A 25,328-nucleotide genomic window follows, 5' to 3' on the forward strand; every position below is an offset into this window, starting at 1 on the left:
TGGGATATAAGCTACTTAAAGGAGGGTGTACGTTGTCATTAAATTTAACGCAAAAATTAATTAAAGATCACTTAGTAGCTGGTGACATGGTTCCGGGTGAAGAAATTGGTCTGAAAATGGATCAGACCTTAACGCAGGATGCTACTGGGACATTGGTCATGTTGGAATTAGAAGCTATGGAATTGGATCGTGCAAGAACAGAAGCGTCTGCGCAATATGTAGATCATAACCTTATTCAAGAAGATAATAAAAATCCAGATGATCATCTATTTTTGCAAAGTGCTACCCAGCGCTTTGGACTATTTTATAGTCGACCAGGTAATGGGGTAAGTCATCCTGTTCATATGCAGAGATTAGCAAAACCCGGTAAAACATTACTTGGCTCTGATAGTCATACGTGTGCGAATGGATGTATGGGAATGCTTGCCATGGGTGCAGGTGGAATTGATGTTGCACTAGCAATTGCTGGAGAACCATTTTACGTGAAAATGCCAAAGGTCTGGGGCATACGCTTATCGGGAAAGCTGCCTGATTGGGTAAGTGCCAAAGATATCATATTAGAATTACTTAGAAGGTATGATGTGAAGGGGGGAGTCGGTAAGGTTATTGAATACTATGGTCCGGGTTTACATCAATTAAGTGCAATGGATCGACATGTTATTGCAAATATGGGTGCTGAGCTAGGCGCTACTGGTACTGTCTTTCCATCAGATAAAGAAATTAAACGTTTCCTTAAAGAACAAGGAAGAGAAGACGATTGGATAGAATTGACTGCTGATAAAGGAGCGAGCTATGATCTTGAGGATGAGATTGATTTCACGTCATTAGAACCTCTTATCGCAAAGCCGTCTAGTCCCGGAAATGTTGTGCCTGTTCATGAATTGATAGATACGCCGATATATCAGTCATATATAGGCTCGTCTGCTAATCCTGGATTTCGAGATTTTGCAGTTGCTGCGGAAATAGTAAAAGATAAGCAGATTGCTGAGGGAGTTTCTTTTGATATTAATCCAACATCGAGGCAAATGCTTCAAGACTTAGTGAAAGAAGGTCATATAGCTAACTTGTTACAAGCTGGAGCACGATTACACCAAGCAGGATGCAATGGCTGTATCGGTATGGGGCAAGCTCCGGCTTTTGGTAGAAATAGTATTCGCACAACCCCTAGGAATTTCCCTGGGCGATCTGGAACGCGAGAGGATAGTGTCTTTTTATGTAGTCCAGAAACAGCCGCTGCTTCGGCTTTAAATGGAAAAATTACAGATCCAAGAACATTAGGAATGAACTATCCTGCTGTGAAGTTGCCTAAACAACCTACTGTTGATGAGCATTTACTAGAGGAGCCATTGCCTTATGATGAAGCAAAAAGCATACGTTTGCAAAAGGGACCAAATATTGCTTCGATTCCTAAAATGGATGAAATGCCTGACGAGATAGAAATACCTATTTTATTAAAAATGGGAAATAATATCTCAACGGATGAAATACTTGCAGGCGGAGCTCGTGTACTTCCTTATCGTAGTAACTTACCAGAAATCAGTAGGTTTACCTTTGAGATTATCGATGAAACTTACTATGAGCGAGGTAAGGAAACGGTAGATAAAGGTGGGCATGCAATTGTCGGTGGTTTTAATTATGGTCAAGGTTCAAGTCGAGAACATGCGGCACTAGCTCCAAGATATCTTGGTTTACGAGTAGCTATTGTTAAAGATTTTGCTCGTATCCATTGGCAAAACCTTGTGAATTTTGGTGTGCTTCCTCTGACCTTTGTGAATGAAGAAGATTATGATTTACTGCAGCAGGGGGATGTTTTAAAGGCTACAGATTTAAGGAGAAAAGTAAAGGAGGGAAAACATTTTAATATCGAGGTAAAAGGAAAGAAACAGCAAATTAAGGTGAAGCATACGTTATCTGAACGGCAAATTGATATCATGCTAAAGGGTGGCATTATTAATTGGGTGAAGGATCGTAGTGTAAAACAAGGATAACAAAGGAGGCAATAGCATGAGTCGAAAAGACAATCGATGTAGGGTATGTGATGGTACTGGTTTATTGGCGGATGATGAAGGTTGGCAATATCGATGTTCTGTTTGTAATGGGGATGGTATTTATGGTCGAGAAGATGAAAACAAACCAGCACGAATTATGCAAGTAGATGAGAATAATCGGTTGTTGGATTAATAATGAGACGGGGACAGAACGATTCCGAAGACCCCAGAAGAGAGACTGAGGTCGTACCCTGCCGAAAGAGACATTTTAATTGAGTCATGAAATGAACTACCTATCTCCAGAACAATAACCCGAACTTTATCTGGTTTAGATAAAGTTCGGGTTTTACATCTTTGTAATGTTTCCACTAACGTATTATACATTATACAGTTGTGTCATAATGCTCTTCTGCTGCTCATATAAAAACGATATATGTTTGTTGAGTATAGGAAGCAGTCGTAGATATTTTCACTGTGTAGATTATTTTGTTATGGTATAAAGCATAAATCGTCTTAACAAGAGAAATGCTTATGTTTTCTTGCTTCATTTAAAAGCCTGTAAGATGTATAATTAAAAAATATAAAAAAGCTATAAAGTGGGGAAAAGCATAATTCATCTTCATGATTAGCTTTCAAGAAGGCTGAATCGTAGCTATCAGCCCTTTTTGTACTAGTTTAGGAAATTATAAAATTTACCCAAGTGAATAAATATGGGCGTGTTGAGCCGCGTCCAGCTCTAGTGTCCAGAAACGAAGTGAATTCACAAATCGCTCTAAGCTAAGTCATCATGGGTTCGCAAGCTCACCGTAATTCAAATTATCTCCGTTGCTAGTCGCTACATTTCTAATCGAGTGCTTGCGCTTTTGTTCTTGCTTCTAAAAATAAAAAGGTGGTTTTTATGACGAAAATGGATGATAGACACCAACAAGGGGAAAATATTGAGGTGTGGGAAGACTTAGTTAATATTAAAGATTTACTCCTATCTATTGTTATTTGTACGATAAGTACACTGGGAGGTTATCTTATAGCCCCAAATGAACCTCCAAAGCCACTTATTTTTGGTTTGGTCGGCGCTGTTGTAGGATTTATTATTACTAGCGTTGTAATTAAACCAAAGCGTCGTTTTCGGTATATGGACGAAGAGGAGGATTAAACAATGGATATGGTATTAATCGTTGAATTAATAGCTGCATCTGCTATCGGTGCTATGTTATACACGATTATAGGAATTGCCCCAGGTACAGACGAGACAGCTGTTCTTGCTCCAGTCACACTTGTATTAGTGTTATCTGGCTTTGAACCAATTGTCATTTTAGCCTTTTTTATTTCGGCAATTGTAGCTAAAAAACTGACGGATTCTATCCCTGTTGCAATAGCTGGTATACCTGGAGGAGTTATGTCTGCTCCTATGGTAGAGCACGCAATGGTATTAAAAAAGCATGGTATACCAGAGCTTAGTATACGAAAAATGGCATCGGGTTCGGTTATCGGAACGATGATTGCAGTTCCAATGAGTCTTTTGCTGGCTAATCTAATCGCTCCTTTATCGGATTACATAACAGAATATGCGAGTCAAATCTTTTTGGGGGGAGCTATTTTTTTAGCGTTGATGACGAAAAATCGCTGGATTGCACTATTATCCATTCTCCCTTTTGCTTTTATTATTCAAGGCCTACGAATTTTTTATTGGGAAGTCGGGATCGTTCCTGAAGATAAAACAGTATTCACATCTTTCTTTTTAGGAATTACAATTGGACCAGTCATCTTAAAACTAGCAGAATTGTTAAACCCAAAATCGCGGCGAAAGATGCCACGTTATGGGAAAAAAGAAATTGCAATGAGAAAAACTAGAAAAACAAAAGGATTTCCGAATCCATTTAAAATTCTTGATAGAAAAGAGATTGGGACTACATCGCTTTCCTCCTTTTTAGGTGTATTGACATTTTTTATGAGTCCTGTGGGAATGACAATTTTTTTAGGTGAAACGTTAACTAGTCGGATAAAAGATCCGGTAAAAAAAGCTACACGGGCTATATCTAGTATGGATGGACTAACAAATGCTGCGTATATTTCAGGAACGCTTATTCCTTTAATTGCAATTGGTCTTCCTTTATCACCAACGGCAATTGGTCCTGGAGGTGCTTTATTTAATGCACCGCCTGTTTTTACAGAGGAGCATAATATGCATCATATGTTAACGATGCCCGATTTCATTCTAGCAACAGTGATTGGATCAGTTGTTGCGATTAGTATAACGTTTTATATTACTATTAAGTATGCGCAGCAAATTTGTGCGTTTGTTTTTCGATTTATTCCACATGAGGCAATGCTCGGTTTATTTTTTGGTTTAGTAATTATGCTAGCTTTTATGGATGCCGGGATTGTGAACATAGCTGGAGTGCTATTAGTTGCTTTAGTTGCTGGATTCCTTCATCGAAAAGGGGTTAATTATGGTGTGCAATTTATGACCTTGTATGCCGCTCCATGGTTAGTTTCTTTATTTATGTGAACTTTTTAAGTTGGTCATATAGTACATGGATATGAATGAAAATGAACGCACTTGTATAGTTACTATTAGTAGACAGAATTACAAGATAAATACCATTGCGCTCTAGGTTGTCGGCAGGGTTACGTTCTTGTCTGTCGGTTGATCGTATTTAGCATCAAGGGTAGTTAAAGCAATTCAATTAGGACAAAATCAAAGGAAAGCATCTACTGTTACGCGATTATACGTAGCAATTGAAAAGAGGTTAACGAATGCAAGAATTAGGCTTGATTAGTATCGTTGTTGTTATTGCTTTAGGTATATTTTCACAATGGTTTGCATGGAGAATTCAATGGCCATCTATTGTCATCATGTCAATAGCTGGACTGTTAATCGGACCAATATTTGGATTTATTAATCCAGAGCAGGCGTTAGGAGATTTATACAGTCCTATCATTTCTCTTGCTGTTGCAGTAATTTTATTTGAAGGTAGTACTACACTGGATATCCGTGAGGTCAAAGGGATTTCAAAATCTGTTTTTCGAGTTGTAACCTTTGGCGCATTTCTTGCCTGGGTTGGAGGGTCCTTAGCGGCACATTTTATTGCCGGGCTTAGTTTAGAAATAGCATTTATTATAGGGGGGCTATTTGTAGTAACAGGGCCGACAGTAATTATCCCCTTACTACGACAATCAAAATTAAAACCAAGAACGGCAGCTGTTTTAAAATGGGAAGGAATTATAGTTGATCCTGCTGGACCATTATTAGCCTTATTCGCTTATGAGGTTATTAAAGTAATTACAGATGATACGTTACATGCAAGTGCTTTGGGCTCCTTTTTCCTTGCCTCCTTCTTAGCTATCATCATCGGTTATCTATTTGGTTTCTTATTAAGCTTTATGGCCAGCAAAGGGATGTTCCCAGAGTATTTAAAATCTCCAATTACACTGTCCCTAGTATTTATTTGCTTCGCGTTAAGTGAAGTTATTATGCATGAGACTGGAATGTTAGCAGTCACCGTAATGGGTTTAACCTTGGCAAGAACCAAAAAATATGTCTCTTCACTTGGGAATATAAGTCACTTTATTGAAAATATATCTGTTTTATTAACGTCAACCATTTTCATTCTATTAACTGCTTCGCTCACTAGAGAGACGATTGGAGAAGTATTTACTTTACCAATTCTCGGATTTGTTTTAGTCATGCTATTTATTGTTCGGCCATTATCTATTTGGATATCTACAATCGGTACGGAACTAACAGTAGCTGAGAAAACACTCATCGGCTGGATTGCTCCTAGAGGGATTGTGGCGCTGACCGTATCGGGATATTTTGCTTCTACATTACTTAACGATGGTTATGGGGGGGCTTCTATCTTGACAGCTCTTACATTTGCTTTAGTATTTATAACGGTTTGTGCACATGGATTTACGTTAGGGCCATTGGCAAAGAAACTAAAATTAGCAAGTTCAGAGCCGCCGGGGATATTAATTGTAGGTGCTAGTAGTTTTTCCATTGCTTTTGCAGAAGCGGTGAAAGAACTAGGAAACCCAGTCTTAATTAGTGATTCTTCTAGCGGAAGACTATTTCAAATAGAGCAAAAAGGGATTGCAACATATCGTGGGGAAATCCTTGATGAACATAGCCAATTTGAAATGGATATAACACCGTACGAAAAGATATTAGCTATGACAGAGGATGCGACGTACAACGCACTCGTAGCCCAATCCTATATACCTGAATTTGGCTATAATAATACGTTCACTATACCTTCTGAAAGGTCTGGGAATAGGGATGAATCACAGATCCCTACTTCAGTAAAGGCACATTTGTTGTTTGGTAAAGAACATGTATTCAAAGAATTGAATAGAAAGATTAACACAAACTATTCCATTCAAACAATGAAAGTTGTTGAGAAAATGGAAAAGAAAGAACATGTTCCAGTGGATGGTATTCCGTTATGTATTCGTAAGAAAAATGGTACGATTGAATTTGTTACATTACGTAAAATGCCTACAATGGATAAAGATGATCAACTCGTATTTTTAGCAAAGAATAACTAAAAATGTATTTACTCATAATCCGAACTGATTTCGTTCGGATTATTTGTGTACTTCTAAACAGGTTTTAGCTTCGATCCAGCAAAATACTACGCTTTTCTCGGACACAACTTCAGCTTTCTCGGAGAGCAATGACCATTCCTACGGGATCTTCAACTCGTACTTTTGCCGTAGGATAAGAAATGCTTCGTAAGTCGTATGGATAAGTTTAGTTTTTCTATCGTACTTGTGAAACTTTTTGATTGATAATTCGTATAATTTAAAAAGTTAAAGGGTGGGGGTATTGAGGAAATATGGTATTTTTTTATTCGTATTCTTAGCATTGATTGCTGGATGTAGCTCTTCATCAGAGAATAAAGAAAAGCAGAAGGAGAATCATACGATGACAGGATTTTGGCAAGGAAAAATTGAGATTCCAAACCAATCACTAGCTATTGAATTGGATATTAAAGGGGTAAAAGATTTAACTGGTACGATAAGTATTCCTGTTCAAGGATTAGTGAATTATCCTTTATCCACTATAGAATTAACGGAAGGACAGCATATCGTTTTTACAATGAACATGCAAAATCAGCTCATTTCTTTTGCAGGGGAAATTAAGGGAGATGCTATATCCGGTACGTTTACGCAAAATGGTCAATCCTTTCCCTTTCAATTAACCAAAAATGATAAAAAGGTAGTAAAACAAGAAGAAGGGAATTTTCTAGAGGTAAAAACGGATACAGGAACGTTATTTGCTGAATTAGAAAGTCCTGAAGGTGACGGACCTTTTCCTATAATGATAATTATTCCAGGATCGGGACCAACAGATCGTAATGGAAATTCTATCGGCTTTTCAGGAAAAAATGATAGTTTAAAACGCTTAGCAGAAAACCTTGCAAAGAAAGGGATAGCAAGTATTCGGTATGATAAACGGGGTGTTGGTAAAAATCAGCAAGCTGTAATAAATGAATCGAAGTTGCGCTTTGAGGAATTTGTTCATGATGCATCTCTATGGATAGACAAGCTACAATCAGATAAACGATTTTCTAAAATAGGAATCATTGGTCATAGTCAGGGCTCACTGATAGGGATGATTGTCGCTGCTGAACAAAACATTGATGTGTTTGTATCGATTGCGGGAGCGGGACGCACCATTGATAAGGTTATGTATGATCAGTTAAGTGAACAGCTTACGGATGCCGCTCTTGAAGAGGTACAACGTATACTATCTAAATTAAGAAAAGGTGAGACTGTTAATCAGGTTCGTGATGAATTACAAGCTATATTGAGGCCAAGTATTCAACCGTTTTTGTCATCGTGGATACAATATGAACCAACGCAAATCATTAAAACATTAACTATTCCAATATTAATTGTCCACGGTGAGCATGACATACAGGTTTCTGTTAGGGAAGCTGATGCGCTAGCTGAGGCAAATTTAGATGCAACCAAATTTATCGTGGGGAGGATGAATCATGTATTAAAGGAGGCTCCTGCTGATCGTGATCAAAACATTCAAACATATACCAATCCAGATTTACCACTGGCACCAGGTTTGACAGAGGGGATAATTGATTTCCTTAGACAAGTTGAATTTATAAATGACTCCACTAATGGAAAATAGATATGCTACTATGGAGAAAAAGGTAAAAAGGGGAAGTTATGCTATGCAGTCGAAGCATCCGATTCACTTGGATAATCGTATTCGCCTAATAGATGGCTTTGATTTAGGTGTTCCTAACCGTACTGGTACGTATGTTATTGATGAGGAACAGCTAACAATTGTCGAAACTGGCCCAAGTCCATCTGTAAGGCATGTCAAGAATGGTCTAGAAAAGTTAGGCTTTCAACTAGATCAAGTAAAATATATTATTGTGACACATATTCATTTAGACCATGCTGGGGGAGCAGGCTTATTAATCAGAGATTGTCCAAATGCTTCTGTTATTGTGCACCCGCGTGGAGAAAGGCATTTAATTGATCCTAAAAGACTTGCAGCAGGAGCTAGGGCTGTTTATGGTGATAGTTTTTCGGAACTATTCGAACCGATTGTCCCTGTTGATGCGGACCGAATAATTGTTAAAGGCGATGGAGATACGCTAGAAATCGGTTCCAGTTGCATGCTTGAATTTTTAGATACTCCAGGCCATGCCAAGCATCATTTTTGTATTTATGATCCAATAAGTAATGGGGTGTTTACTGGAGATACCGTTGGTGTTCGTTATCAGCAATTAATAGATCAAGGCGTTCCATTCTTTTTACCTTCGACATCGCCAAATCAGTTTAATCCAGATGCTATGCAAGCTGCGATTGCTCGTTTACAAGCATTAAATCTGGATCGGATTTATTATGGACACTTTGGAATGACGAATACTCCCAATTTAGCACTACAGCAAGTAGCGAATTGGCTTCCTCTTTTTCTGGATATCGGTCAACAGGTATGGAAGGAAGGGCTTGGTTATGATGAATTAGCTAAGCGTCTATTATCAGCGGTTAAAGTTGAATTACGAGCAAAGGGTATTCCAGATGACCATGAGGCTTATATTGTAATTAATTTAGATATGCAAGTTTGTGCCTTAGGAATTATTGATTTCTTTAAAAAATTAGAAGAAAGATAAGTGTGTTTGAACTCACAGATAAAATAGTTAATATAAAAACTTTCACGGGAGAGCAATTGCTTGAACACATAGAGTGCATATGCGGAGCTACAGGAAAATTTCCCTTATTAGAACAGCTATTGGAAGTGGGGGATAAACAAAACCCCCCACGGATGGAAGTTTCACTTTATCCCGCATATAACCGGCAGTAAGCTCCCCACTTCAAGCAATAAAGAGAAACCACTATTGGTAAAGTGGGTGATCAACTGCCGGTAAATGTCCGATTGGTTCACCTAACCATCCGTGGGGATAAACAAAATCCCCCACGGATGGAAGTTTCACTTTATCCCGCATATAACCGGCAGTAAGCTCCCCACTTCAAGCAATAAAGAGAAACCACTATTGGTAAAGTGGGTGATCAACTGCCGGTAAATGTCCGATTGGTTCACCTAACCATCCGTGGGGATAAACAAAATCCCCCCACGGATGGAAGTTTCACTTTATAAAAACTTAAAAGTGAAAAATGGCTTAGAATTTATTTCATGTCCTCATCTGTTTTCAAGAAGGTTAATAGCAAGAATAATGCGAAGCTGACAAGTAAGATAGAGCCACCAACGATAAAGAACACGGTGATTACCGCTTCGTTCATTGCAAAGGGGCGCAAGTAATAAAGCCACATGCCACTTGTTAACCCGATTGCACCAATAATTGCAGTCCATACATGGAGTGCTGCGATTACTTTATTGACAGGTGTAAAAATCTTATAATACACTGCCCAAGCAAATAATGTTAGCCAGCCAACCACAAGAATATGAGCATGTACAGTTTTAAATTCATAGCCACCAGCTCCAGCCATATGTGAACCAATAAAAGCACCAATCAATGCAAAAACAGCAGAAAAACGCAATAAAGCTTTACTATATGTATTCAACAAAAACGCTCCTTTTCATTCATAGAATGGTACAATGCTTATAATAAGAAAGAAGTATGAACGGAAGATGAACCGTAGATTACAGATTTATCCTGTATGAACGAGCAGACCGTCATCACCTCAAGACTATCTCCGGATCCCGAAAAAGTCGGATTTGTAAGCTAAGTGCAACGTACTTTAGGTATAGTTGAACCAATCAGATGCGTACTGGCGATTGCTTGAAGTGTATGCGGATTTTAGAATAATGAGGGGAGAGAGACCTCACGAATAGAAGGATAACTTTATTTCCATAGTAATCGGGCAGTGATCGCTACCTAGTACATGTGAATGAATATTAGAATCAATTAGTTTCGCTGTTAGACGATCAGATACAATAAAATAATCGATCCGCCAACCGATATTTCGTTCACGAATGGTCTTCATATAGGACCACCACGAATATAGCCCCTCTGTATCTGGATGGAAGTAACGGAGACTATCTGCAAAGCCATTATCCAAAATACGAGTCATTTTTCCGCGTTCTTCTGTAGTAAACCCAGAATTTCCGTGATTTGTTTTATGATTCTTTAGATCAATTTCTTGATGAGCTACATTGAGGTCACCACAATATATAAGAGGTTTGCGTTCGTCTAACGCTTGCAGGTATAGAAATAATTTGTCTTCCCATTGCAACCGATAATTAAGTCTAGTCAGATCTCTTTTGACATTTGGTGTATAGACATTAACAAGATAAAAATTCTCAAATTCTAGTGTAATAATTCGACCTTCTTCCTCACTTTCCTGTTCACCAACTCCATACGAAACAGATAAAGGCTGCTGTTTTGTAAAGACAGCGGTACCTGAATAGCCTTTTCTTTCAGCGTAATTCCAATATTGGTAATATCCTTCCAACTCTAGATCGATTTTTCCGGCTTGTAGCTTTGTTTCTTGGAGGCAGAAGATATCTGCATCTACCTTATGAAAATAGTCGAGAAAGCCTTTCCGAACACAAGCACGAATACCGTTAACATTCCAGGATACGAGTTTCATATAATATCTTTTCCTTTCTATATTTACATCTAATACATTATCATGCATATCTTTTATCCCGCATATAACTGGCTCTAAGCTCCTACCTCAAGCAATAAAGTGAAACCAATATTGGTAAGTACGGGATCGACTGCCAATAAATGTCTGATTAATTCAAAGGCGTTTAGGTCATACCTTTGTGGTACTAGCAATCAGTGGGAGATAAACAAAACCGCCACGGATGGAAGTTTCACTTTATTCTAGCATATAAAGCACAGTCGTATGTTTATCAAATGCTTTCTCATTAAAAGAATTAAAAAAAGAATTGACAGGCCAACTGTATTAACCGTATAATACATTGCATAGGCGTATTATACGGTTAATACAGTAATGCGAATTTTTTTACACCTAGTGTATTAATAGGTTGATACACATGAGAATTGCATCTAATGACATGATTAGGAGTTGTTGCTATGAAGGTGAATTTTAATAATCGTGATCCTGTTTATGTTCAAGTTGTACGACATTTCAAAGAACAAATAGCTACGAATAAATTGGAGCCAGGACAGGAAATACCGTCACGCAGAGAACTGGCAGGTCAGTTAAAGATAAACCCAAATACTGTTCAACGAGCTTATAAGGAAATGGAGGAGCAAGGATTGATTTATACCGAGCGTAATTTGCCCAGTAAAATAACAAGGGATGAGGAGATGCTGCAATCTGTTCGTGAAGAGCTTCTCTTAGAAGCTGTTCACGCATTTATTGCATCTGTCCATTCAATTCAAGTCCCGTTTGATGAGTTAGTTGAATTGTTAAGAGAAAAATATGAAGAGGCAAGTGATGAAAAGGGGGGACAGCAATGATAGAGGTAAAGGATATTACGAAAAAGTTTGGGAGAAAGCAGGTACTTAAAGGTGTCAGTTTCAGTGCAAATAAAGGAGAGATTACGTGCTTAATTGGTATTAATGGTGTTGGAAAAACCACTATCCTGAATGCAATTATGGCACTGACGCCGATAAATAAAGGACAGATATTAATTGATGGAGAAAAAATTAAAAAGGAAAGCTTCGATAAACTAACCTTCATTCCCGATGCAATAACTGTCTTACCGAACATGACAATAGCCGATTCCATGCAATTTATGCGTGATTATTATAAGTCCTGGAATGAGCAACGGGCAACAGACCTACTCCAATTCTTTAAGCTAAATCCTACGGATAAAATCGCTCAATTATCAAAAGGGAATACAGCAAAGGTGAACCTATTACTTGGTTTAGCATTAGATGTTGATTATATACTAATGGATGAACCATTCTCTGGGATCGATATGTTTAGTAGAGAACAAATTGCTGATGTGTTTACCAGTCATTTAATCGAAGATCGTGGTGTTATTATAACGACACATGAAATAAGTGATATTGAACACTTGATTGATAAGGTTGTACTACTCGATGAGGGTGTTGTTATTAAGCAATTTAACACAGAGGAAGTTCGAGAAATGGAAGGGAAATCAGTAGTGGATGTGATGAGAGAGGTGTATCAGTCATGAAAAGCTATTTAAAATTAACAAGCTTTGAATTGAGCAGGTTTTTCAAGCTGTATCTAGTATTAATCGCCATCACCATTATTTCACAGATTATTGGCGTAATTGTTTATTCTAATAGTTACTTAAATGAGATGAATAAAGTAATCTATGAGGAACAGATGCCAAAAGCAGAGTTTCTTGAAGTCTACGGTAGATCTAGTTTGTTTAATCTGACACAAACACTTTGGTTCTTGGGCCCAATTGCCCTTTGTGTTGTCGCATTAATCTTTTATGTCTTTTTTATTTGGTACCGCGATTGGTTCGGGAAGAATACTTTTATTTATCGCCTACTTATGTTGCCTACGGCTCGGATTAATGTATTTTTCGCCAAAGCAACTTCTATATTTCTAATGGTGCTGGGATTAATTGCGCTACAAATCGTTTTATTATTTATCGAAAATATGATTTATCAGTGGATGGTTCCTAATGAATTTCGGACAGATATGGCTGTGAGTCAAGTTATTCAAAATTTTCATATCCTCGATATTATCATACCAACAACCATTACTAAATTAATTCTTTACTATGCTGTTGGCTTTATGGCAGTCTTCGTTATTTTTACAGGTATTCTTTTAGAGCGTAGCTATCGATGGAAGGGGATATTTCTTGGCATTGGTTACTGTGCAATCGCAGCAGCAGTTTTTGTTTTACCAATTATTATTCAGGAACTGTTACAGAAGAATTATTTGTATCTCGTAGAGTTAATCATCATTGAGGTGATATTAGGGCTATTCGTTGCTGCTTGTTCCATCTGGCTAAGTAGTTTTCTATTGAAACATCGAACCACTGTATAGAGGGGGAAGAAGGAATGAAACGCTATTGGGAATTAATTATAATTGCAGCATTCGCCATATTCGTTATTGGCGCGTTTTATATACAAAAGTCTGTGGCTGAAAACCAGCTTCCTGCTTTTGAATGGAAGAAGCAAGCTGGTAATGATGACGTAATAGCTCGTGCGCAGCTTAGCGGTTCATTAACGGAAGATTTATATCATAATGAATTAATGATCTCTGCAGACGGGACGACGTATCGGAGTGAGCTGTCTCTTGTTGAAGAGCTCGAAGGAATGCGAAAGCATCCAATCATTGAAGAGCTTCAGGCGGAGCACCGTAATTTTATGCGAGGAAAGGATGGCTTAACACGTTTTTACGAGGATGATAAACTGCTTGTTTATGCTGAGGCTGATTCTAAATGGGATCGACAAACATATACAGAATCAGACTTTCAGTTAAACATTGATGTGCTTTACAAGGATAAGAATGATAAGGTTTCATTTACGGTCGATATTCCAAACCAAGATGATTATCGCTACATGATGGTTGAGGATGTAGTAGTAACAAACGAAAACCTTCATGTTATTACACGAAATGAGTTAGTAACGACGGATGATCAAATGAGTAATGAATTACGAATTTATCGCATAAATTTAACGGGAGAAAAGCTTATTAATGAAGAAAGTATTGTTACTTATACCAATGGTGGAGAGGATAACAATACAGAAATTATGTTACTTCAAGATCCAGAGGATATTGAAAAAAATAACGATATAGTTTTCCAAGCTGATTATTATGAACCGGAACAGCTCGAAGACGGATCGTATCAAGATGTTGTAAAGGATAGTAAGTTATTCACGTTTAACTTAGAGACGAGAGAGAAGGTTCAACTGGATATTCCTAAGAAGCTACAAAAGACAGAAATTATACCTGTGAATGATGATAATATTTATTTTTTACACAATACAGCAAAGGGGATAGAAATAACAACATTTGCTATCGCAGAACAAAAGGTGACGAATAGCTTTCAGATTGAACTACCGAAACAGCCTGATATGCCGGAGATTGATGAAAAAGCAGCTGAATTAACAGGGGAAACTGCTGTCACAGATGCTGAAATAAATTGGGGTCAATACCGTATCAAAGATGGTAAACTGTATATTACTAGTGGGAAACAAACGGAGAGCAGTAATCTATCTATGCATGTGGTTGATTTAAATAATGGAGATATATTATACAAGGGTAAGCTGGAGAGAACAGATAATCCTAAAGCTGGAACAGCCTATAGTTTAGATTTTTACGAAATGACAGTAAAATAGAAATACGAAAGGTTTCATATAGAATGGTTGGTCAGTGTTACCAACCATTTTCTTTGTAGTTTAGGAAATGATAAAATTTGCTCATGTGGATAAATAGGCGCGTGTTGAGCCGCGTCCAGCTCCAGTTCCCAGAACAAGGCGACTCCACGAATTGCTTCTAAGCTAAGTCATTATCGGTTCACAAGTCACCTTGATTTCTTTACCTCCGTTGATTTGCTCCAGTCGCTACGTTTCTAATCGGGCGCTTGTGCTTTTGTTCTAAGTTAAGAAAGTATAAAATCAGTGCAATGACTGCGTTAAGCCAAGTAGTTATTTTGAAATGTTTGATGTATATTGGCAATGCTCCGACTAATTACTTCGCTTTCCGCGGGCACGGCCTCAACTAACTTTGCAAAGAAGAACACGTTGCAAAGTGGATTTTCGGCTCGCGCTAATCCCACAGGAGTCTACGTAATTAGTCTCCGCTATGAGAAGGTGCAACAATTCTTGTCATAAGTAATAGGTTGACTTTTTTTACAATGGGTAAAGTGAAAATCGCTATCCGTGAGTATAAAAGCAGTTGTGTTACTTCATGCTAGCGTTGTAGAGCCTGATAATAGCGAAGGCCGGCCACTTCAACTCCTGTGGGAAATGTTTGACCTGAAGATCCACTTTTTTGAGCGGGTTTTGCTAAAAAAGTTAGCTGAAGGACAAACCCCACGGAAAGGGAAGTGGGCAGCCGGAATGGTGGTCAAGCAGTAGCTATTATTCCATAATAGCTACTAGAGGAAGCGTAAATCTGAGCATGTAGTGATAAGGACTGAGCGAATTTTGCTCAGTTTTTCTAATTAGAAACGATAACGTAACAGCTATATGAAAAAGTACACTTGTCTAAACAGGACTATTGTCAATCTAATCTGTCCAGATTTGTATATAGTCGATCTAATTTAGCAGCTAATAGATCCATATGCACCATTCTTGCCTCTCGTATATATTCCTTTCCATTTACAAATAGAAGAAGCACGGGAACTGTAAAAATGGAAAAATGACCAGCCACTTCTTCTACCTGCTCTGCTCGTATATGTACAGCGTTTATTTTAGGGTAATTCTCCATGAGTGATTCCACTTGTGGTAATAAGCTATGACATACACTACAACCTTGACGAGATACATAGAGAAAGGCAAGACGATTTGTATCGATAAAATGGTCAATCTCAGCAATGTTTGTTAATTCAGGAAAATGATTCATTGTTGCTCCCACCTGTACGTAGTAGTAATATGGACCGTCCTTATCCCGCAAATAACTGGCAGTAAGCTCCCCACTTCATGTAATAAAGAGAAAAACTAATATGGATAAAAGGGGGATCAACTGCCAGTAAATGTCCGATTGGTTCACCTAACCATTCGTGGGGATAAACAAAAACCCTACGGATAGAAGTTTCACTTTAGATAGATCGATGCTCTTATCATACCATGCCCTGACTGTAACTACGCTCCTAAATGCCTAAGTTTGGATGGATTTCAAGCATCAACATCTTTTAAACGCTTCTGAATGGGGAGATGGGAAAACTTTTTCTACTGATGGTATACGAGTTCCAGAAGGGACTTACAAAAAGCGGTGAATTCGCAAAAGTAATAACTTTATACGAAAACACCGCTTTTTCCATTTTAAGGTTGTTTTTTGGGTACGTGCTCGAATATTTCACCACTTGCGAAGAATTCAGTAACTCGTTGAATCCAGTCATAGTAATCCATCCACTCTCGTATTTCATGGAGAAGCTCATTAATTGCTTGTTCATTTTCTGCTGTTACATCTGCTTCTTGTTGTAATGTATCTAATTTTTGAATTAACCGTTGTTCAAAATTTCGGCTACGATTAATCGCCTTTTGCCATGTAAATATGAACAGAGAAATAAATGTCTGATAATAATCTTCTTCCACTTGATATAAATCTTTTCGGACACCTTTCTTAAATACACGCTCAGCAATGTTCATATCAATCATTTCCCGAACAACCTGACTCATTCTGGTTTTGCTCATTCCGGTCTCAGCAGATAGCTCGTCTAGAGTCATTGGTTCTCTATTCATATAAATGATACCAAGCACGCGTCCAACACTTGTCGATACCCCAAAGGCGTTCATATTATCTGTTATCTTTTCAATAAATTGTGTTTTAACATTTTCAATTTGTTCTGTATTATTCATTGTATAAATCTCCTTATTGGCATGCTCTTTGAACTGTACCACATTGTAGCTAAAAACCAAAATGATGAAAGCAACATATTATTTATATAATTTGCCAAGGGAAAGGAATAATAGAATAACATCTTTAACAATTGATTCTACAATTAGATCATTGTAAATGGAACAATGATTTTGGATGCCATTTTTCCTCCATGATAAATCGTTTCATTCGCTACAACCCCATCTTTATGGGTTTTTGTTGTCTTACCGTTGTTTAAATTAATATCATACAACGGTGCGTTACTTGCTGCAATATCTAGCCGTATCTGATGGCCCTTTGGTAACGTATATGCAGTTGTTCCAATTTCTGCTAATAAACAAATTGGGTGGCTGTCTATCACCTTTTCACGATGAAATGAGTGCATTAGTACCCATGCTCGACCGCTTGGATCTACATCAGCTATTCGTAAAGAAATATCACATAAGCTTGTTGGAGAAGAGCACCAAATTTCTGCTTTGAGTGTGCCTAATAGTTGGATATCATTACTTATCGGCTTCGTTGTATAAACAAGCACATCATTACGTTCATGCAGATCGTTTATATCAAATATACCTGAATCAACACCTGCTATCAACGAACCCCCTCCACGAGTTGGAACAGGATTGTATGGATCAAGTGTAAGTGAACTTTCTGTCACCTGACAAGACGGAATGGAAACTAACTTTCCATCTCCTGCACTTGTCTGCGACTTACCGTTACTTTCCAAAAAATATTCTTGTTGTTTAACGATAGGGAATTCATCGTATGCCGCCCATTTTTGTTGTCCCATCAAATAGAGTTGTACCGGTTTTTGGATATACAATGGCTTATCTTTTAACCATTTATCAAACCATTGTATATGCACTTTGGTAGGGTCTGTTATTTGGTCAACACCTATATTCTTAGCTGCGCCCTCAAAGAATTTTTCACCAGCATGACCAGTCATTTGTTCATGCGTCCACGGACCAATCCACAGCATTTTTTCCCCATGATATGCTTTATAGGCTTGTAATGTTTGGGGAAGCAATGCGTCAAACCACCCTCCCATAAAGAGAGCTGGTATATCTACATCGCGTAATTGACTCTCCAACTGCACACGTTCGATGAAATGATCGTCCAACCTTCCTTGCATAACATCAAAGAAAAATGAGTCTGGATCAAGGTTCTTCATTGGTGACCACTGGCTGGCGGGTGCCTCATGCAAATATTCGGTTATATGTTCCAAATAATGATTTAGCTGTAAGTCATCTAACTGATTTTTTCGTTTTAATTGATCCTCTATAATGGAACCTAACACCCATGTTTCAAACTTGCCAATCGCATGAGGAGTTGATCCAGTACCAATCATATCTCCAAAAGGATCAGCCATTGTCATAACAGGGGCTATGGCTTTTAACGATGGTGGTTGTTCCACTGCAGCAGCAAGTTGTGTATAACCATGATAAGACATGCCAAACAATCCGACTTTTCCATTAGAAAATGGGAGACGAGCCGCCCATTCTACTGCCTCATAACCATCTTTTCCTTCATGTACAAATGGATAGAATTCTCCATCGGAGGCGTATCTTCCTCGTACATCTTGGAGTATTACCACATAACCCGCTTCTACCATTCGTGGTACTTCTAGGTACTCGTTATAATAGCGAGGCGTTTCCTTGTTATATGGGAGCCTTAACATAAGAACTGGGAATTCTCCTGCTTCAGTGGGACGGTAAACATCGGATCGTAAAATCGTTCCATCCGATAATTCACAGATTATATTCTTATCTATCAACAGGTTATGAGCCTTCATCATTTCCCTCCTCGTTAAACTGTTCATTGAACCTTACTTAGAAGATTTCACCGGTTGCAGTTTCCGTTCAATCCATCCCATAATCAGGTCAGCAATAATCGCCATTAACGCAGTTGGAATAGCACCGGCAAGAATGATCGGTGTGCCATCTGTTGCATTTGTTCCAGTAAGGATAATCGCCCCTAGGCCACCAGCACCAACAAAAGCTCCGATTGCTGCAATACCGATACCAATAACTAGCGCGGTGCGAAGCCCTGCCATAATAACACTAACTGCAAGAGGCAATTCAACCATGCGAAGCAGTTGAAATCGAGTCATTCCAGAGGCATATCCAGCTTCAACCACATCTTTATTAACCTCTTTCATGCCAACATATGTATTTTGCGTAATTGGCAAAATGGAATAAAGCATCAGGGTAACTATTACAGTATTCGTACCAAGTCCCATTACAATCATAATAACAGCCATTGCTCCTAATGCTGGTATTGTTTGGATAATACTGCCGAAAGCCAGTACCCAACTGCTTAATTTCCCGTATTTTGCAATCAATATACCAAGCGGAATGGAAATAATTGCTGCAAATAATACACCATAGGCAGCCATTAGAAAATGCCTGTAAAACTGCACCCAGATATAACCGCTATTCTGACTAACATAATGGATAAATTGTTCCAATGTTTCCATTTCACTCACCCGCCTTTACTGACTGCTCAAAGTAATTATGTTCTTCAAGAAATTGTTTAGCTACCTTCCGAGGGTTTATTAATTCCACATCTGCTTGATAATTTAGCTCTTGCATGGTTTCCGTAGAGATTTGATCATTTAGTCGTTCCGTGATCTCTTGAATTTTTGGATATTTCTCTAGTACCTTATTAGCAATCACTGGTGAAGCGTCATAAGGTGGGAAGAATTGTCGATCATCTTCAAGCACTTTCAGATTAAATTCTTTAATCCGTCCATCAGAAGAATATGCTAGAACAACATCCATATAGCCACTAGCGGCTGCTTGATACACGAGACCGATGTTCATTGGAAAAACCTCTCCAAAAGAAAAATAGGTTTCTTGAAATCCGTCATATCCGTCCCCTTTACGATTAATCCAAGCATTATCAACACCGAAACGTAAATCATTCGCATAAGGCTCTAAATCAGATATCGTTTCAATATCATTTTCTTTGGCGAATTCCTCTGTCACAGCTACAGAATAACTATTTTCAAATCCATATGGAGCCGCCCAAGTTTGATGGAAACGATCTAGAAATTCACGTTTTACAATTTGTAATGCTTTATCTGGGTCGGTGATCGGGTCCATACCAAGAGCTCCAGATAAATCTGTTCCTGTATAACGTGTACTTGTAATATCCAGATCCCCTCTAGTCATGCCTTGATGCTGAACGATAGATGACCCAAGATGCGTCACTAATTCCGTATCTGCATCCGTTTCTCTCTCAATCATGATTGACAGCATTTCCGCAAGAATTTGGGATTCCGATGTACCTAATGCCCCAATTTTAATTGTTTCATTTGTTGTACTTGCTAGTCCAGGCAAGGAACAGCCAGAAAGGAACACAAATAGTAGAAGTAATATGCTGCCTTTATAAATCATTCTTTTCACATTTACACCTCCAAGTTTATGCCGTTTTATAAGAATCCTTTAATCCATCAGGTGTTAACCAATCTTCTAAAAATGCAAGTGAGCGATCTGCAATTAAGGCAAGTATCGTAGCCGGTATTGTCCCAGCAATAATTAGAGACGGTTGATATAAGTTCAATCCATCAAAAATAAAGTCACCAAGTCCTCCACCGCCAATGAAAGCTGCAAGTGTTGCCCAACCAACAAGATAAACAGTCGATAAGCGAATACCTGCCATAATTACCGGTAGAGATAAAGGAAGCTCCATCTTCACAATCGATTGCCAATTGCTCATTCCCATTCCTTTACCTGCTTCTTTTACTCCCTGATCAACATCACGCACACCAATATATGTATTACGTAAAATCGGTAGCAAGGAATAGAAGAATAGTGCGAAGATCGCCGGAATCTTCCCAACTCCCATGATGGGAATGAAAAATGCTAGAATTGCTAGACTTGGAATAGTTTGTAATATACCAATAAATGAGATGAAACGATCGGCAAAATTCGGTTTCCTCGATAAGATAACTCCAAGCGGTACAGCGACTAAAACACCGAGAATAATCGCTGCTAGTGATATATATAAATGCTCCCACGTTTTAACAAACAGTTCATGACCGTATTCTGCAAGAAAATCCATCATTTTTGCTTCCCTCCTACTCTGCTCCTGTTGCAGCTAGTATTTCATTCGTCTCCATACCATCGCCCCATATCGTGTCATAGACGAGGTTAGCTAATGTCGCACGTGTCACAATTCCTGCTAGTTTTTTTTCATCATCAACAACAGGCACATATTTCACTCCTCTACGGAGAATTTTGTGAACGGTATCACGTAATAGACTATAGCGAGAGACGAAAAATAACTCTTTCTCCATTATTTCTTCTACAAGATGCATCTTTTTATAGTTTAAATTAATACCTTCTATGTCAATAAAGCCTTGGAGCTTATTCTCACTATCTACCACTAACAATGAATCTACATGTCTATCTTTCATTGTAGATATAGCAGATTTCAATGTCGTTCCCATTTGTACTGTTACAGGTGAATGCTCCATGATTTGTTCGACCGTAGTAACATCAGGTCGACCTTGAATTAATCGATCCTTACCTAGAAATTCTTCTACAAATTCATCTGCTGGATTTCGCAGAATCTCATCTGGAGTATCTGCTTGGACAATCTGTCCATCTTTCATAATCACAATACGGTCGGCAAGCTTCAACGCCTCATCCATGTCATGTGTTACAAAGACAATAGTCTTATCCAGTTCTTTTTGCAGTTTCTTAAATTCCTCTTGCAGCGCATCTCTTGTAATTGGATCAAGTGCTCCAAAAGGTTCATCCATTAAAATTAATGGTGGATTTGCTGCTAAGGCACGAAGTACTCCAATACGTTGTTGCTGGCCTCCACTTAATTCATGTGGGTATCGATCAAGAAATTCCTCCGGCATATCTACTAGTTGTAATAATTCCCGTGCGCGTTTATCTTTCTGTTCTTTTGACCATTTTAATAGTGTTCCAACAAGCACAATATTTTCTTTAATTGTCATATGTGGCATGAGGCCAATTTGCTGGATCACATATCCGATAGATCGTCGTAATTTTACAGGGTCTTGCTCTATCACATCTTTTCCATCAACAAGAATGGATCCTTCTGTTTTATTAATGAGGCCATTGACCATTTTCATTGTGGTTGTTTTACCACATCCACTTGGACCAATAAAACAAACAAATTCACCTTTTTTAATATGTAAATTCAGATCCTTAACGGCTATTGTACCGTCTTCAAATTGCTTGGAAACGTGTTTAAATTCTAACAATGCTAGCACCTCCATTAATACTGTCGAACTTTGTCGTCCTATACTAGTATAGGAAAAAGAATCGATTATCGAAACAAGCATTTAAATTCATACAGTATAAAAAATTTATAAAATTTATATTGTATAAAGTTTTTATACTGTATAACGTAGAATTGCTTAAAAATTCTTCGTATTTAATGGTGATCTGTTTTTTTACTAAGATAAATAATGGAAAAAAAGCGATATGAAGTTATATGAATCATACAGAAGAATTAGGGTGTCTTGTGGATTGTGGTGAATTATAGAATGTAAAGGCATCTATAAACAATAAAATAAGGTCGAGGGTTAAAAATGTGTGGATAACCTGTGGGAAATGCCGGTGCTGTTTTAACGCAAAGACATATAATAGTAGAAATCATTACAAGCTTGTAGAGATTTGCCCATGAATGAATCTCCCAATACAGAAAGTCGATACGATAGGTATCGGCTTTTTGCTTTATAAGTTAAGAAAGTATAAAATCAGTGCAATGACTGCGTTAAGCCAAGTAGTTATTTTGAAATGTTTGATGTATATTGGCAATGCTCCGACTAATTACTTCGCTTTCCGTGGGCACGGCCTCAACTAACTTTGCAAAGAAGAACACGTTGCAAAGTGGATTTTCGGCTCGCGCTAATCCCGCAGGAGTCTACGTAATTCGTCTCCGCTATGAGAAGGTGCAACAATTCTTGTCATAAGTAATAGGTTGACTTTTTTACAATGGGTAAAGTGAAAATCGCTATCCGTGAGTATAAAAGCAGCTGTGTTACTTCATGCTAGCGTTGTAGAGGCTGGTAATAGCGAAGGCCGGCCACTTCAACTCCTGTGGGAAATGTTTGACCTGAAGATCCACTTTTTTGAGCGGGTTTTGCTAAAAAAGTTAGCTGAAGGACAAACCCCACGGAAAGGGAAGTGGGCAGCCGGAGTGGTGGTCAAGCAGTAGTTATTATTCCATAATAGCTACTAGAGGAAGCGTAAATCTGAGCATGTAGTGATAAGGACGGAGCGAATTTTGCTCCGTTTTTCTTAAAAGAAAGATAAGAAAGTATAAAAATTTGGCTATACCAGAGTGTTTCTTACTGTGGTATTTTAAGTATATGGAAAAAAACATCTTGAAACGAATCTTTTTTGATAAACATCAACATTGGGAAGCATTTAAGAAGAAACATGGAGAGCGAATTCGTCCAATTGTCATTAAAGAGGTGGAAAAATATCGTGACTGTGGAGATCCCAAAAATGGATTCAAACTCTATGTTTGTGAAGGATGCCATGACGTTCGACATGTCCCTTTTCGATGTAAAGGACGTTTTTGTACAACGTGTTCTGTAGGAGAAAGTGAAGAATGGAGTCGCGTCCTTACAGAAGATATAGTACAAGTGAACCATCGGCATGTAATCTTTACGATAGATGAAAAATTACGGGCTATATTTCTATGGCATCGAGAGCTTTTGAAACCCCTTATGGATGAAGCTGCGAAGCTAATCACGGGTTATTTTCGAAAGAAGGCAAAAGTGAAACCGGGGATAATTGCCGGATTACATACATTTGGGTCAAGAGTGAATTTCAATCCCCATGTTCATATGTTAGTGACAATGGGAGGAGTTACGAAAAAAGGAGAATGGAAAGCGTACGACTATATACCGTTTACGATGCTTCGAAAGCAATGGCAGACGGTGGTGTTAAAATTCATTCGTAACCACTTGTCAAATAAGGAAAAGAAAAGAATTCAACCAAGATTACAACAGGCTTTTTCTAATAATGGGGAAGGCTTCTATGTGTATGCGCCAAAACAAAGAGGAAAGGTGAAGGACCAACTGCGTTATATTGGCCGCTATATTCGTCGACCAGCGATTGGGAACAATCGTATCGAGGAATATGATGGTCAACATGTGACATTCAAATATATGGATAAAGTAGACGGTAAAGAAAAACATGAGACCGTAACGGTAGAAGAATTTATTATTCGATTAATACGTCATATTCCTAATGAACAGTTCAAGACAATTCGTCACTATGGGGTGTATTCTAGAAGGAGTAAGAGCTTAAGCAAAAAGCTATTAGCTACATGGCAACAAGGTACAAGGAAATGGATAGTAAAAGTGAAGAAGACATTACGCCGCCAAACCTGGAGAGAGCGTATTATTTCTAGTGGTCAAAAAGATCCCCTTGTGTGCTCGCATTGCGACAATTACTATGAATACAAGGGAGAAGTGTGTCTAGAGAATGGGAAATTAGAAATAAAGATTGCATTAACAAAAGAAGCAAGGAATGATTTAGAAAGGTTGATTCACTATCGCACAGACCAACAAACGACGCAAAAAAGGGAAGAAGAAAAAAGGAACCGACCACTTACGTCCAAAGAAGACCTACGTCAACTATCATTGTTTCATGTGTCATGAAGAAGAAAAGATACCGTATAACGTAGTAGAAGAGTTTGATTTGATGGATGGCGGAGACCCAACTACGCCACCAAGATTCAGCTGTGAACAATGTGGAGGAGAAATGTATCCGGAGTATTATAAAGGAGTACAAGGACACGAATACAAACTATCGGATGTGCTCTAGCTATGGCAAACAGGAAAGGACCGGGCTGGTTTTTGCCCGGTTTTTCTTATAAGTTAAGAAAGTATAAAATCAGTGCAATGACTGCGTTAAGCCAAGTAGTTATTTTGAAATGGTTGATGTATATTGGCAATGCTCCGACTAATTACTTCGCTTTCCGCAGGCACGGCCTCAACTAACTTTGCAAAGAAGAACACGTTGCAAAGTGGATTTTCGGCTCGCGCAATTCCCGCAGGAGTCTACGTAATTAGTCTCCGCTATGAGAAGGTGCAACAATTCTTGTCATAAGTAATAGGTTGACTTTTTTTACAATGGGTAAAGTGAAAATCGTTATCCGTGAGTATAAAAGCAGCTGTGTTACTTCATGCTAGCGTTGTAGAGCCTGATAATAGCGAAGGCCGGCCACTTCAACTCCTGTGGGAAATGTTTGACCTGAAGATCCACTTTTTTGAGCGGGTTTTGCTAAAAAAGTTAGCTGAAGGACAAACCCCACGGAAAGGGAAGTGGGCAGCCGGAGTGGTGGTCAAGCAGTAGCTATTATTCCATAATAGCTACTAGAGGAAGCGTAAATCTGAGC

At 38.4% G+C, this 25,328-nt stretch carries 25 protein-coding genes; 16 read left to right on the top strand and 9 right to left on the bottom strand.

What is annotated here, in order from left to right; translation table 11 throughout:
• Positions 1–32 precede the first annotated feature (32 nt).
• From D9782_RS07810 to D9782_RS07835, 7 genes are all read left to right on the top strand, one after another.
• Positions 33–1,988 (top strand): aconitate hydratase, encoded by a 1,956-nt coding sequence (locus D9782_RS07810; RefSeq protein ID WP_026682922.1) that lies wholly within the window; start codon positions 33–35, stop codon positions 1,986–1,988.
• A gap of 16 nt (positions 1,989–2,004) precedes the next feature.
• Positions 2,005–2,181 (top strand): hypothetical protein, encoded by a 177-nt coding sequence (locus D9782_RS22800; protein WP_162986352.1) that lies wholly within the window; start codon positions 2,005–2,007, stop codon positions 2,179–2,181.
• Between the two features lie 705 nt (positions 2,182–2,886).
• Positions 2,887–3,141, top strand: a complete 255-nt coding sequence (locus D9782_RS07815) for a hypothetical protein (protein ID WP_318279913.1) — start codon at positions 2,887–2,889, stop codon at positions 3,139–3,141.
• Between the two features lie 3 nt (positions 3,142–3,144).
• Entirely contained in the window at positions 3,145–4,497 is a 1,353-nt protein-coding gene (locus D9782_RS07820) for a tripartite tricarboxylate transporter permease (protein ID WP_121604450.1), read from the top strand.
• A 248-nt stretch (positions 4,498–4,745) separates the two neighbouring features.
• A complete protein-coding gene (locus D9782_RS07825; RefSeq protein ID WP_026682919.1) occupies positions 4,746–6,536 on the top strand; it encodes a cation:proton antiporter in 1,791 nt (596 codons plus the stop codon).
• 280 nt (positions 6,537–6,816) lie between these two features.
• Positions 6,817–8,139: an alpha/beta hydrolase gene (locus tag D9782_RS07830; protein WP_240455824.1), complete on the top strand. Its 1,323-nt coding sequence runs from the start codon at positions 6,817–6,819 to the stop codon at positions 8,137–8,139.
• 43 nt (positions 8,140–8,182) lie between these two features.
• Positions 8,183–9,133, top strand: a complete 951-nt coding sequence (locus D9782_RS07835; protein ID WP_026682918.1) for an MBL fold metallo-hydrolase — start codon at positions 8,183–8,185, stop codon at positions 9,131–9,133.
• A gap of 514 nt (positions 9,134–9,647) precedes the next feature.
• Here the strand turns inward: D9782_RS07835 and D9782_RS07845 are convergent.
• Both D9782_RS07845 and D9782_RS07850 read right to left on the bottom strand, forming a co-directional pair.
• A complete protein-coding gene (locus tag D9782_RS07845; protein WP_121604452.1) occupies positions 9,648–10,043 on the bottom strand; it encodes a hypothetical protein in 396 nt (131 codons plus the stop codon).
• A gap of 261 nt (positions 10,044–10,304) precedes the next feature.
• The gene (locus tag D9782_RS07850) at positions 10,305–11,072 is read right to left on the bottom strand and encodes an exodeoxyribonuclease III (RefSeq protein ID WP_121605850.1); all 768 of its coding nucleotides are present in this window, start codon (positions 11,070–11,072) and stop codon (positions 10,305–10,307) included.
• 452 nt (positions 11,073–11,524) lie between these two features.
• Between D9782_RS07850 and D9782_RS07855 the strand changes: the two genes are divergently transcribed.
• The 5 genes from D9782_RS07855 (at position 11,525) to D9782_RS07875 (ending at position 15,469) form a co-directional block, all read left to right on the top strand.
• Positions 11,525–11,914, top strand: coding sequence for a GntR family transcriptional regulator (locus D9782_RS07855; protein WP_026682915.1), 390 nt, complete (start codon positions 11,525–11,527; stop codon positions 11,912–11,914).
• The gene (locus D9782_RS07860; RefSeq protein ID WP_026682914.1) at positions 11,911–12,600 is read left to right on the top strand and encodes an ABC transporter ATP-binding protein; all 690 of its coding nucleotides are present in this window, start codon (positions 11,911–11,913) and stop codon (positions 12,598–12,600) included. The genes D9782_RS07855 and D9782_RS07860 overlap by 4 nt, the downstream gene beginning before the upstream one ends.
• Positions 12,597–13,430 (top strand): hypothetical protein, encoded by an 834-nt coding sequence (locus tag D9782_RS07865; protein WP_121604453.1) that lies wholly within the window; start codon positions 12,597–12,599, stop codon positions 13,428–13,430. The genes D9782_RS07860 and D9782_RS07865 overlap by 4 nt, the downstream gene beginning before the upstream one ends.
• Positions 13,431–13,444: 14 nt before the next feature.
• Entirely contained in the window at positions 13,445–14,728 is a 1,284-nt protein-coding gene (locus tag D9782_RS07870) for a hypothetical protein (RefSeq protein ID WP_121604454.1), read from the top strand.
• 543 nt (positions 14,729–15,271) lie between these two features.
• On the top strand, positions 15,272–15,469 hold the full coding sequence (locus tag D9782_RS07875) for a hypothetical protein (RefSeq protein WP_121604455.1): 198 nt from the start codon (positions 15,272–15,274) through the stop codon (positions 15,467–15,469).
• Positions 15,470–15,614: 145 nt separating this feature from the next.
• On the opposite strand, the gene D9782_RS07880 is transcribed toward D9782_RS07875, so the two are convergent.
• From D9782_RS07880 to D9782_RS07910, 7 genes are all read right to left on the bottom strand, one after another.
• Entirely contained in the window at positions 15,615–15,956 is a 342-nt protein-coding gene (locus tag D9782_RS07880; protein WP_026679641.1) for a thioredoxin family protein, read from the bottom strand.
• Positions 15,957–16,375: 419 nt separating this feature from the next.
• A complete protein-coding gene (locus D9782_RS07885; RefSeq protein ID WP_026679642.1) occupies positions 16,376–16,912 on the bottom strand; it encodes a GbsR/MarR family transcriptional regulator in 537 nt (178 codons plus the stop codon).
• A 143-nt stretch (positions 16,913–17,055) separates the two neighbouring features.
• A complete protein-coding gene (locus D9782_RS07890; protein WP_121604456.1) occupies positions 17,056–18,723 on the bottom strand; it encodes a CocE/NonD family hydrolase in 1,668 nt (555 codons plus the stop codon).
• 33 nt (positions 18,724–18,756) lie between these two features.
• Positions 18,757–19,407 carry an ABC transporter permease gene (locus D9782_RS07895; protein WP_021292463.1) on the bottom strand — a complete coding sequence of 217 codons (651 nt, stop codon included), beginning with the start codon at positions 19,405–19,407 and terminating at the stop codon, positions 18,757–18,759.
• 1 nt (position 19,408) lies between these two features.
• On the bottom strand, positions 19,409–20,329 hold the full coding sequence (locus D9782_RS07900; RefSeq protein ID WP_121605851.1) for an osmoprotectant ABC transporter substrate-binding protein: 921 nt from the start codon (positions 20,327–20,329) through the stop codon (positions 19,409–19,411).
• Between the two features lie 25 nt (positions 20,330–20,354).
• Complete coding sequence (locus D9782_RS07905) at positions 20,355–20,999, bottom strand: ABC transporter permease (RefSeq protein ID WP_026679645.1); 645 nt, start codon at positions 20,997–20,999, stop codon at positions 20,355–20,357.
• Positions 21,000–21,012: 13 nt separating this feature from the next.
• Positions 21,013–22,173 (bottom strand): betaine/proline/choline family ABC transporter ATP-binding protein, encoded by a 1,161-nt coding sequence (locus tag D9782_RS07910; RefSeq protein WP_026679646.1) that lies wholly within the window; start codon positions 22,171–22,173, stop codon positions 21,013–21,015.
• Positions 22,174–22,934: 761 nt separating this feature from the next.
• On the opposite strand from D9782_RS07910, the gene D9782_RS07915 reads away from it, so the two are divergent.
• From D9782_RS07915 to D9782_RS07925, 4 genes are all read left to right on the top strand, one after another.
• Positions 22,935–23,132, top strand: coding sequence for a hypothetical protein (locus tag D9782_RS07915; protein WP_121604457.1), 198 nt, complete (start codon positions 22,935–22,937; stop codon positions 23,130–23,132).
• A 154-nt stretch (positions 23,133–23,286) separates the two neighbouring features.
• Positions 23,287–24,588 (top strand): IS91 family transposase, encoded by a 1,302-nt coding sequence (locus D9782_RS07920; protein WP_121604458.1) that lies wholly within the window; start codon positions 23,287–23,289, stop codon positions 24,586–24,588.
• Positions 24,578–24,754, top strand: a complete 177-nt coding sequence (locus D9782_RS23315) for a hypothetical protein (protein WP_205388397.1) — start codon at positions 24,578–24,580, stop codon at positions 24,752–24,754. The genes D9782_RS07920 and D9782_RS23315 overlap by 11 nt, the downstream gene beginning before the upstream one ends.
• A 333-nt stretch (positions 24,755–25,087) precedes the next feature.
• Positions 25,088–25,285 (top strand): hypothetical protein, encoded by a 198-nt coding sequence (locus D9782_RS07925; protein WP_121603754.1) that lies wholly within the window; start codon positions 25,088–25,090, stop codon positions 25,283–25,285.
• The last annotated feature ends 43 nt before the right edge of the window (positions 25,286–25,328 follow it).

This window comes from Virgibacillus sp. Bac332, assembly GCF_003667785.1.
Taxonomy (GTDB): domain Bacteria; phylum Bacillota; class Bacilli; order Bacillales; family Amphibacillaceae; genus Virgibacillus; species Virgibacillus salarius.

Excerpts from the sequence above, each read along its gene's own strand:
- D9782_RS22800 (WP_162986352.1), top strand. The coding sequence starts at position 2,005 with ATGAGTCGAAAAGACAATCGATGTAGGGTATGTGATGGTACTGGTTTA.
- D9782_RS07815 (WP_318279913.1), top strand. The coding sequence starts at position 2,887 with ATGACGAAAATGGATGATAGACACCAACAAGGGGAAAATATTGAGGTG.
- D9782_RS07820 (WP_121604450.1), top strand. The coding sequence starts at position 3,145 with ATGGATATGGTATTAATCGTTGAATTAATAGCTGCATCTGCTATCGGT.
- D9782_RS07825 (WP_026682919.1), top strand. The coding sequence starts at position 4,746 with ATGCAAGAATTAGGCTTGATTAGTATCGTTGTTGTTATTGCTTTAGGT.
- D9782_RS07835 (WP_026682918.1), top strand. The coding sequence starts at position 8,183 with ATGCAGTCGAAGCATCCGATTCACTTGGATAATCGTATTCGCCTAATA.
- D9782_RS07850 (WP_121605850.1), bottom strand. The coding sequence starts at position 11,072 with ATGAAACTCGTATCCTGGAATGTTAACGGTATTCGTGCTTGTGTTCGG.
- D9782_RS07855 (WP_026682915.1), top strand. The coding sequence starts at position 11,525 with ATGAAGGTGAATTTTAATAATCGTGATCCTGTTTATGTTCAAGTTGTA.
- D9782_RS07860 (WP_026682914.1), top strand. The coding sequence starts at position 11,911 with ATGATAGAGGTAAAGGATATTACGAAAAAGTTTGGGAGAAAGCAGGTA.
- D9782_RS07865 (WP_121604453.1), top strand. The coding sequence starts at position 12,597 with ATGAAAAGCTATTTAAAATTAACAAGCTTTGAATTGAGCAGGTTTTTC.
- D9782_RS07870 (WP_121604454.1), top strand. The coding sequence starts at position 13,445 with ATGAAACGCTATTGGGAATTAATTATAATTGCAGCATTCGCCATATTC.
- D9782_RS07880 (WP_026679641.1), bottom strand. The coding sequence starts at position 15,956 with ATGAATCATTTTCCTGAATTAACAAACATTGCTGAGATTGACCATTTT.
- D9782_RS07885 (WP_026679642.1), bottom strand. The coding sequence starts at position 16,912 with ATGAATAATACAGAACAAATTGAAAATGTTAAAACACAATTTATTGAA.
- D9782_RS07890 (WP_121604456.1), bottom strand. The coding sequence starts at position 18,723 with ATGAAGGCTCATAACCTGTTGATAGATAAGAATATAATCTGTGAATTA.
- D9782_RS07895 (WP_021292463.1), bottom strand. The coding sequence starts at position 19,407 with ATGGAAACATTGGAACAATTTATCCATTATGTTAGTCAGAATAGCGGT.
- D9782_RS07900 (WP_121605851.1), bottom strand. The coding sequence starts at position 20,329 with ATGATTTATAAAGGCAGCATATTACTTCTACTATTTGTGTTCCTTTCT.
- D9782_RS07905 (WP_026679645.1), bottom strand. The coding sequence starts at position 20,999 with ATGATGGATTTTCTTGCAGAATACGGTCATGAACTGTTTGTTAAAACG.
- D9782_RS07920 (WP_121604458.1), top strand. The coding sequence starts at position 23,287 with ATGGAAAAAAACATCTTGAAACGAATCTTTTTTGATAAACATCAACAT.
- D9782_RS23315 (WP_205388397.1), top strand. The coding sequence starts at position 24,578 with ATGTGTCATGAAGAAGAAAAGATACCGTATAACGTAGTAGAAGAGTTT.